We start from the raw sequence: 8,074 nt of genomic DNA, 5'->3' as shown, positions 1-8,074 counted from the left end.
TACTGCAGGGGGGACCCTGTGGGAGAGTAGGACGCCGCCGAACAATTTTTCAGCTCCGGTCCCTGAACCTCTGGTTCAGGGACCGGAGCTTTTTTGCGTTGGTGTGGTCACCCGGAAGGGTGGTCGGTGTGGCGGCGCCGGCCGCGTGCGGGGTGAGCTGTTCGCTGCCGCTGACCAGTGGGTGAGGGGTGGGGAGGGTGAACCATGTGTGGCCAGGGGGACGGGCCGCTGGGATGCTGGGCCGATGGGGTATCTGATCAGGCCGGTGAAGGCGGACGAGTGGAAGCGGCTCAGGGAACTCCGGCTGGCGGCGCTCGCCGACCCGCTCGCACGCATCGCCTTCAACGAGTCCTTGGAGAAGGTCACGGCGTACTCGGACGACGTGTGGCGGCGGCGGGCGGCACGCAGTGACGAGGACCGGGACCCGCTGACGATCATCGGCGAGGCGCCCGACGGTGGTTGGGGCGGCATGGTCGTCGTCCTCGTCGAGGACGAGGGCGCGGACGAGCGGGACGGTGAGGAGCCGTGGGCGCACGTCGTCGGCGTGTACGTACGTCCGGAGCACCGGGGCACGGGGCTGGCGCGCGAGCTGTTCGCGGCGGCCGTGGAGTGGGCGTGGAGCCGGACCGAGCCGGCGGTGCGGCGCGTACGGCTCTGGGTGCACGAGGAGAACGGGCGCGCGGTGGCGCTCTACCGGTCGCTCGGCTTCGTCGAGACCGGCCGCACGATGGCGGACCCCAAGGACGGGGCCGCCATCGAGCGCGAGATGGCGCTGGAGCGCACGTAACCGGTCCGATTGCTCCGTGCGACGGGGCGCCTCAGCCCGGCAGGGAGTCGTACGGCCAGCGGGCGCGGGCCTGTTCCGGGGAGCGCAGCGTGGCCAGCGTCAACAGCCCTTGTGCGCGGCCGGTTTCGAGGAGGCCGGGCAGGGCGGGGAACGGCGCCAGCGCCGCGATGTCGTCGAGCACGAGGGTGAGTGGTGGGTCGAGCCGGCCGGCGGATGACCGTTCGGCCATGCGGCGGCCGCGCTCGACCACGTTGGAGAGGAGTGCGGTGAGCAGCGGCATCGCACCCGGAGTGGTCCGCGGATCCTCGATGGATTCCCCTACCACGTAGAGCGTTCCCCCTTCGTCGATGAAAGATTCGAGAAGGAGGGCATCGGATCGCGCCGGATTGCAGGCGTCCCGGATGTGGATCGAGGAGAGGGACGCCAGGGTGCGGGAGACCAACTCCTGCGCCGCGTCGCGGCGTTCCGCGTGTGCGGTCAGTACGGACTCCAGCTCGCCCGCCTGGCCCGCCGACGCCTTCTGGTTCGTCCGCAGGATGCGTACGGGCTCGTGTGCGGCACCTTTGGCGTGTGCCCAGCGGTGCAGTTGGCGGAAAGGGCGGCCGTCCACGGCGGCGGCGTGCAGCCAGCAGCGCAGCAGGGCCGTCGCGGCGTCGGCCACCGCGGAGTCGAGTGCGCCGACGGGGCGTACGGGGGTGAGGAGCGCGGCCGCGCGAGCGGCGGCGGTACCGATGTCCTCGCAGCCGGACGTGGGCGACCAGCGCATCCGGGCCGGGGTGTCCACGAGGTGCTGCGGGTCGTAGGTGAGCAGCGGCCCCAGCTTGGCGCGGCCGTCCTTGGTGTCGGCCCACAGGGCGGGGTCGGTGGTGGCGACGACGAGCGGTCCCTCGGCCGCGGTGATGGCGGCCGCGGCGAGCGCGCCGGCCTGGCGGCGGTCGGTGCCGTAGTGCAGGACCGGGGCGGAGCCGGGGACGGGCCCGGGGGCGGCGGGGGCGGCCTGTGCGGGTTGTGGGGTCGGTGTGGGTTGTGCGGTCGCCGTTGCCGTGTCGGGCGTGCCGGGGACAGCGGGTGGGCCGGAGGAAGCCCCGGTGACCCCGTAGGGCGGTGCGGGGGCAGCCGGGGCGGGCTGGGCCGTCGCCGGCGCTGCGGGAGGCGTGGTGGCCGCCTCTGGGCCTGTCGAGGATGTCGTGGCGCCCTGCGCGGTGTCCCCGTCCCATCCGGCGCGCTCGGGCCCCGCCCGCCGGTTGGCCCGTACCGCCCGGTAGCGGGTGATCGTCCCCAGGGCGAAGACCGTCAGGACGACCAGGACCAGCAGTTCGCTGATGAGGATGCCCCAGAACAGCCCGTACCCGGAGAGCTGGGCGGCGGGGGTGTCGGGCCAGGCGGCAGCGAGGTCGTGCGGGGCGGCTATGAGGCTGCGCAGGGCCAGTGGCGTACGGGTGAAGGTCACGCCGTCCGGCCAGGCGCCGTGTGTGAAGAGGCCGGCCAGGCCCGTCGCCGCCCAGGCCAGGACGGTGAGCCCGAGGAGGAAGGCGAGGACGCCGATCAGGAGCGCGTCGGGAACGCCCCGCCCCCGTCCGCCACTCGGCCCTCCCGCGCCCCCTGCGCCGACCGGTCCGCCGGGGGCGCCCGTACCGCCGTGCCCGTGCCCGTATGCCCGCGTCACGCCACCGTCTCGCTCGACTCGTCCCGGAACTGTCGCCGCATCGCCAGGGCTTCGGCCCGCTGTCCGGCCTCCGCGTCCGCCGCCCGGCCGATCGCCAGCGCTTCTTCCGTCATCATCGCGGAGGTCTCGGTCATCGCCCGGTCGGTGTAGACCAGTGGCCGTTCCGCCTCGGTGATCAGGTGTTTGACGACCTGGACGTTGCCGTTGACGTCCCAGACCGCGATGCCGGGGGTGAGCGTCGGGATGATCTCGACGGCCCAGCGCGGCAGGCCGAGGACGGCGCCGGTGGCCCGGGCCTCGTCGGACTTCTGGGCGTAGATCGTGCGGGTGGAGGCCATCTTCAGGATCGCCGCGGCCTCCTTGGCGGCGGCGCCGTCCACCACGTCGCTGAGGTGGTGGACGACGGCGACGAAGGACAGGCCGAGGCGGCGGCCGAACTTCAGCAGCCGCTGGAACAGTTGGGCGACGAACGGCGAGTTGATGATGTGCCAGGCTTCCTCGACGAGGAAGATCCGTTTTTTCCGGTCGGGGCGGATCCAGGTGTGCTCCAGCCACACGCCGACGATGGCCATCAGGATCGGCATCGCGATCGAGTTGCGGTCGATGTGCGAGAGGTCGAAGACGATCAGCGGCGCGTCGAGGTCGATGCCGGCGGTGGTCGGGCCGTCGAACATGCCGCGCAGGTCGCCGTCGACGAGCCGGTCGAGCACCAGCGCGACGTCCAGGCCCCAGGCCCGTACGTCGTCTATGTCGACGTTCATGGCCTCCGCCGACTCCTCCTCGGGATGGCGGAGCTGCTCGACGATGTCGGTCAGCACCGGCTGCCGGTTGGTGATCGTCTCGTTGACGTACGCGTGCGCCACCTTGAGCGCGAAGCCGGAGCGCTCGTCGAGCCCGCGGCCCATGGCGACCTCGATGATCGTACGGAGCAGGGCGAGCTGGCCGGTGGTGGTGATCGACGGGTCGAGGGGGTTGAGGCGGATGCCTCCGTTCAGGGCGGCGGTGGGGTCCAGGCGGATGGGAGTGATGCCGAGCTGCTCGGCGATCAGGTTCCACTCGCCCACGCCGTCCTCGCCCTGCGCGTCCAGGACGACGACCTGCCGGTCGCGGAAGCGGAGCTGCCGCAGGACGTAGGTCTTCTCCAGCGCCGACTTGCCGTTGCCGGACTCGCCGAGGACGAGCCAGTGCGGGGCCGGGAGCTGCTGCCCGTAGAGCTGGAAGGGGTCGTAGATGTAGCCCTTGCCGCTGTAGACCTCGCGGCCGATGATCACGCCGGAGTCGCCCAGGCCCGGTGCGGCGGTCGGCAGGTAGACGGCCTGGGCCTGGCCGGTGGAGGTCCGTACCGGAAGCCGTGTCGTCTCCACCTTCCCGAACAGGAAGCTGGTGAACGCCTCGGTGAGCGCTGCGAGCGGATCGAGCATGGCCATGACGTACGCGCCTCCCAGCGGCTTAGCGGCGGATCCCGGTCGCGAACGGCAGCGTGTTGACAAAGGCGCGGTGGTGTTCCCGGTCGCACCACTCCAGTTTGAGGTAACTCTTGCCCGCCGAGGCGCGGATGGTGCGCTTGTCGCGGGCCAGCGCCTCCGGGGAGCGGGAGGAGACGGTGATGTAGCCGACGAGGTTGACGCCCGCGGCGCCCGAGGCGAGGTCCTCGCCGCGCTGGTCGACGCGGCCGTGGTGGGCCACGTCGCGCGGGTCGACCACCCGGTTCATCTTGGCGGCCCGGCTGGCCTCCGCGTCGTCGTTGGTCTTCTCCGTCAGCATCCGCTCGATCGCGACCTCGGTGGGCTCCAGGTCCATGCAGACCGCCACCGTACGGATGACGTCGGGAGTGTGCACCAGCAACGGGGCCAGGAAGTTGACGCCGACCGGGGTCAGCGGCCACTCCTTGACCCAGGCCGTGGCGTGGCACCACGGCGCGCGGGTGGCCGACTCGCGGGTCTTGGCCTGAAGGTAGGTCGGCTCCATCGCGTCCAGCTCGGCCGGCCAGGCGTTGCGCTTGGTCATCGCCTGGATGTGGTCGATCGGGTGGTCCGGGTCGTACATGGAGTGCACGAGGGAGGACAGCCGGCTCTGGCCGAGGGGCTGGCGTACGCGGATGTCGGCCTCGGCCAGCCGCGCGCAGATGTCGGTCAGCTCGCGCGCCATGACGACCGCCAGGCCGGCGTCCCGGTCCAGCTTCTTGCGGAGCAGCCCGCCGTTGTGGAGCTGCGCGGCGCGTGCCATGGTCTGCGCCTCGGCGGCCAGTTCGCGGGTGTAGTGCATACAGGCGACGAGGTAGGCGCGGTGCTGCTCGGAGGAGGTGGAGACCATGGACTGGAGCTGGTCGTACGACTCCCGCAGCCAGGCGGGGGAGCCGGCGTCGCCGCGCTGGGCGACGTCCTTGGCGTGCGCGTCGGGGTCGGCGGGGAGCGTACGGGCCAGCATCTGCAGGCGGGTGACGAAGCCGTCCCCGTTGGCGACGTGCTTGAGGAGCGTGCCGAACCGCTCGACCAGCGCCTCCTGGTCCTCGCTGTCGCGCAGCCCGACGCCCGGGCCCTCGATCTCGATGGCGGCGGTGACCGTACGGCGGTCGGCGTGCAGCAGGACGGCGATCTCGTCCGGGCCGAACGGCGCGGTCAGCCAGTTGATGCGGCCGATGCCCGGCGGCGGGCCGACCTCCACCTCCCGGCCGTCCAGGCGGATGCCCGCCTCGGCGGTGCCGGAGCGGTACGTGGTGCCCCGGCGGACCGTACGCCGGTAGCTGCGGTTGATCTCGAACCACTTGTAGAACGTACGGCCGCGGTACGGGAAGTAGACCGCGGCGATCGCCAGCAGCGGGAAACCGGTCAGCGTGGCGATCCGCAGCGACAGCACCGGCACCAGCAGGCCGCACACCATGCCGACGAACGCGCCCGCGATGATCAGCGCGATCTCGCCGGTCTCGCGGTTCTTGCCGACGATCGCGTTCGGCCGGGCGCGGCCGATCAGGTACGTGCGGCGGGGCGCGATCGGGTGGGATTGGGTCATCAACGCCCGTCACCTCCTGGTGTCTTGCCGGTGCGGGTGCCGCCGGACGAGCCGCCGCTCGAACCGGGGGACGGATGTGAACGGGAGCCGGGGGCGGCGGGGGCCGGGACGCGGCCGCCGCCGGAGGTGCCGGCGCGGCTGCCGTGGGCGGCCACGCCGCCGGAGACCGCGTCCGCGGGCCGCGCCTGCCCGCCGCTCTGCTCCTGGCCGCCGCCCCCGCCGGACCTGCGGGAACTGTGCGTCTTGATGCCCTGGGACACCAGCGCGGCGGGCGAGGAGATCACGGCCGCGGCCTGCGCGCCCTCGGTGGCCTGCTTCTTGTTCGTACGGGCCGAGACCATCTCGTCGCCGAAGCCGGGGACGAAACGGTAGATCACGGCGCTGGCGAAGATGGCGAGCAGGATGATCGCGAGGCCGGAGACGACGGCGGAGATGGCGTTCGGGCCCTCGCCGGTCGTCAGCGCGCCCGCGATGCCCAGGACGACCACGATGACGGGTTTCACCATGATCACGGCGATCATGATGCCCGCCCAGCGCCGGACATGTCCCCACATGTTCTTGTCGACCAGGCCCGCGTAGACGACCGTACCGAGCAGCGCGCCCACGTACAGCAGGGCCGCCCGTATCACCAGCTCCAGCCACAGCACGCCGGCGGCCAGCACCGAGACCAGCGAGACCACGATCAGCATGATCGGGCCGCCGCCGATGTCCGTGTCCTTCTTCAGCGCCGCCGCGAACGCCCCGAAGAACGTGTCGGTCTGCGCGCCCGTACCCTTCGCGATGATCTCGGTGACGCCGTCGGTCGCGGAGACGACGGTGTACAGGATCAGCGGCGTGAACGCGGAGGCGAGCACGGTCAGCCACAGGAATCCGATCGCCTCACTGATCGCCTCCGTCAGCCGTACGCCGCGCACGGCCCGCTTGGCGACGGCGAGCAGCCACAGCACGAGCGTCAGCACGGTCGAGGCGGCGAAGACGACGGCGTACTGCTTCAGGAAGGCGGCGTTCGTGAAGTCGACCTGCGAGGTCGCCTTCACGGCGTCCGACAACTTGTTGACGATCCAGGCGGCGGCGTCGGCACAGCCTTTGGCGAGGGAGGTGAGGGGGTCGAGGGGGTTGTTGTCGGTCAGGCCGCCGGGGGATTTGGGGGTGGATGTGCCGTCGGCGTCCTTCTGGCAGTAGTCCTTCGCCGAGCCGATCAGCAGGTCGCAAGGGTCGTTGCTGGCGCTCGGCGACGGCGACGGCGACGACGATGGTGACGGGGAGGCGGGCGGTGGCGTCGGGGCCGCCGTCGCGCGGGCGGCCAGCATGAAGACCGCGGTCTGGACGCCCGCCCAGGCGGACACGATCGACAGCACGCGATGTCGTGGGCGACGCGGACTACCTGGCATACGTGAAACCTCCGTAATCCTTGACCGCCTTGCTGATCTCGTCCGCGCCGGCAGCCGGAATATCCCCGGTGACGGGGGCGGGGCCGCGCTTCTGCGAGTCGTCGGTGATCTTCCAGTCGCCGTCCGACCACGCCAGGTCGAACGTCCAGGTCTGCCAGTCGGTACGGACCGGATCGGTCGACCCGGGGCCGGCCATGCCGATCAGTCCCGTGTACCAGACCGCCACCTTGGCCTTGCCGTCGCCGAACTGCTCGACCTTTGTGCCGACGGGGATCGTGCGGGAGATGAAGGTCATGCCCTTCGGGGCGTTACCGGCCGCGTCGAGTCCGAGCTTGCGCAGGAACGCCGCCGAGTACGCCTTGTCCTGCGAGCTTTTGAGCCTGGCGGCCGCCTGCGGCGTGTAGACCCGGTCCACTATGCCGTGCCGGGTGTCGGCCTTGAACATGCCGTCGGAACCGAGAGCTGTCGCGTAATTCGCCGCCGCCGACTGCGCCCCCTGTTCCGTCTTCGCGAAGCCCGTCGCGATGCCGCCGTTCTTGCCGGGGACCGGCTTGGTGCCGGTCGGTGCGGTGGGGTTGGTGTCCGTGTCCTTCGCGGTGTCGTCGGCCGGGCCCTGGCCGCCTCCGCCGCGGTTCGCGAAGGCGATGGCCGCGATCAGGAGGACCACCACGCCGACGATCGTGATCAGGTTCCGGCTGGAGGAGCCCGTACGGGTGCGGCGGATGGCCCCGTACGTGTCGCCGTCGCCGTCCGGGAGTCTGGTGCGGGTCTGGCCGCCCGTGTCCGGGCCGCCCGGCTCGCCACCGCCGTATCCGCCGCCATCGCTGAGACTCATCGCGCCTGTGCCCCCTCAACCGGCCTGGCCGTCACTGCTGTCGTTTTGCCGCCCGTATATGACCGTAGCCGCGCGGGCAGCGGCTCGGGCGCAGTGGTACGAGTAGATCTCACCGTGACGCGACCTCAGATGTCGGGCGGAAGAGGCGAATGGGGGGCTCTGCGGCTTTTGCGGCCACCCCGTGGGCCGCGGCCACCGCTCCGTCCCCGCCAAGCCCATGTGTCCCCGCCCGGTACGCGGCCCAATCGGCCCGTTGCTTGCCGGAGTGGCGCAAAGCGGAACGGTGCGGGGCGGAAGGAGCGGGCATCGGCGGGTGCTCTCGGCGGCGGGACATGGCTGCTGGTGGGGGAGGTGAGGGAGGGGTCCTGGCGTGGGCGGACGGCTGC

The 8,074-nt window shown here is 71.7% G+C and carries 6 protein-coding genes; 1 reads left to right on the top strand and 5 read right to left on the bottom strand.

The window, feature by feature from the left end; all coding sequences use genetic code 11:
• Positions 1 to 244 precede the first annotated feature (244 nt).
• Positions 245 to 787, top strand: a complete 543-nt coding sequence (locus ACH4EB_RS19995) for a GNAT family N-acetyltransferase (protein WP_398348860.1) — start codon at positions 245 to 247, stop codon at positions 785 to 787.
• 31 nt (positions 788 to 818) lie between these two features.
• On the opposite strand, the gene ACH4EB_RS19990 is transcribed toward ACH4EB_RS19995, so the two are convergent.
• Genes ACH4EB_RS19990 through ACH4EB_RS19970 form a run of 5 tightly spaced genes read right to left on the bottom strand, consistent with a single transcriptional unit; the run spans position 819 to position 7,688 of the window.
• Entirely contained in the window at positions 819 to 2,453 is a 1,635-nt protein-coding gene (locus ACH4EB_RS19990; protein WP_398348859.1) for a type VI secretion protein, read from the bottom strand.
• Complete coding sequence (locus tag ACH4EB_RS19985) at positions 2,450 to 3,874, bottom strand: ATP-binding protein (RefSeq protein ID WP_398348875.1); 1,425 nt, start codon at positions 3,872 to 3,874, stop codon at positions 2,450 to 2,452. Before ACH4EB_RS19985 ends, ACH4EB_RS19990 begins: the two co-directional genes overlap by 4 nt.
• 28 nt (positions 3,875 to 3,902) lie before the next feature.
• Positions 3,903 to 5,465, bottom strand: a complete 1,563-nt coding sequence (locus tag ACH4EB_RS19980; RefSeq protein WP_398348858.1) for an SCO6880 family protein — start codon at positions 5,463 to 5,465, stop codon at positions 3,903 to 3,905.
• On the bottom strand, positions 5,462 to 6,853 hold the full coding sequence (locus ACH4EB_RS19975; RefSeq protein ID WP_398348857.1) for a hypothetical protein: 1,392 nt from the start codon (positions 6,851 to 6,853) through the stop codon (positions 5,462 to 5,464). Before ACH4EB_RS19975 ends, ACH4EB_RS19980 begins: the two co-directional genes overlap by 4 nt.
• Positions 6,843 to 7,688 carry a hypothetical protein gene (locus tag ACH4EB_RS19970; protein ID WP_398348856.1) on the bottom strand — a complete coding sequence of 282 codons (846 nt, stop codon included), beginning with the start codon at positions 7,686 to 7,688 and terminating at the stop codon, positions 6,843 to 6,845. The genes ACH4EB_RS19975 and ACH4EB_RS19970 overlap by 11 nt, the downstream gene beginning before the upstream one ends.
• Between the last annotated feature and the right edge of the window lie 386 nt (positions 7,689 to 8,074).

This window comes from Streptomyces sp. NPDC018045 (genome assembly GCF_044327445.1).
Taxonomy (GTDB): domain Bacteria; phylum Actinomycetota; class Actinomycetes; order Streptomycetales; family Streptomycetaceae; genus Streptomyces.
The sequence above is the reverse complement of the archived record's forward strand: the minus strand, read 5'-3'. Positions and strand labels throughout refer to the sequence as shown.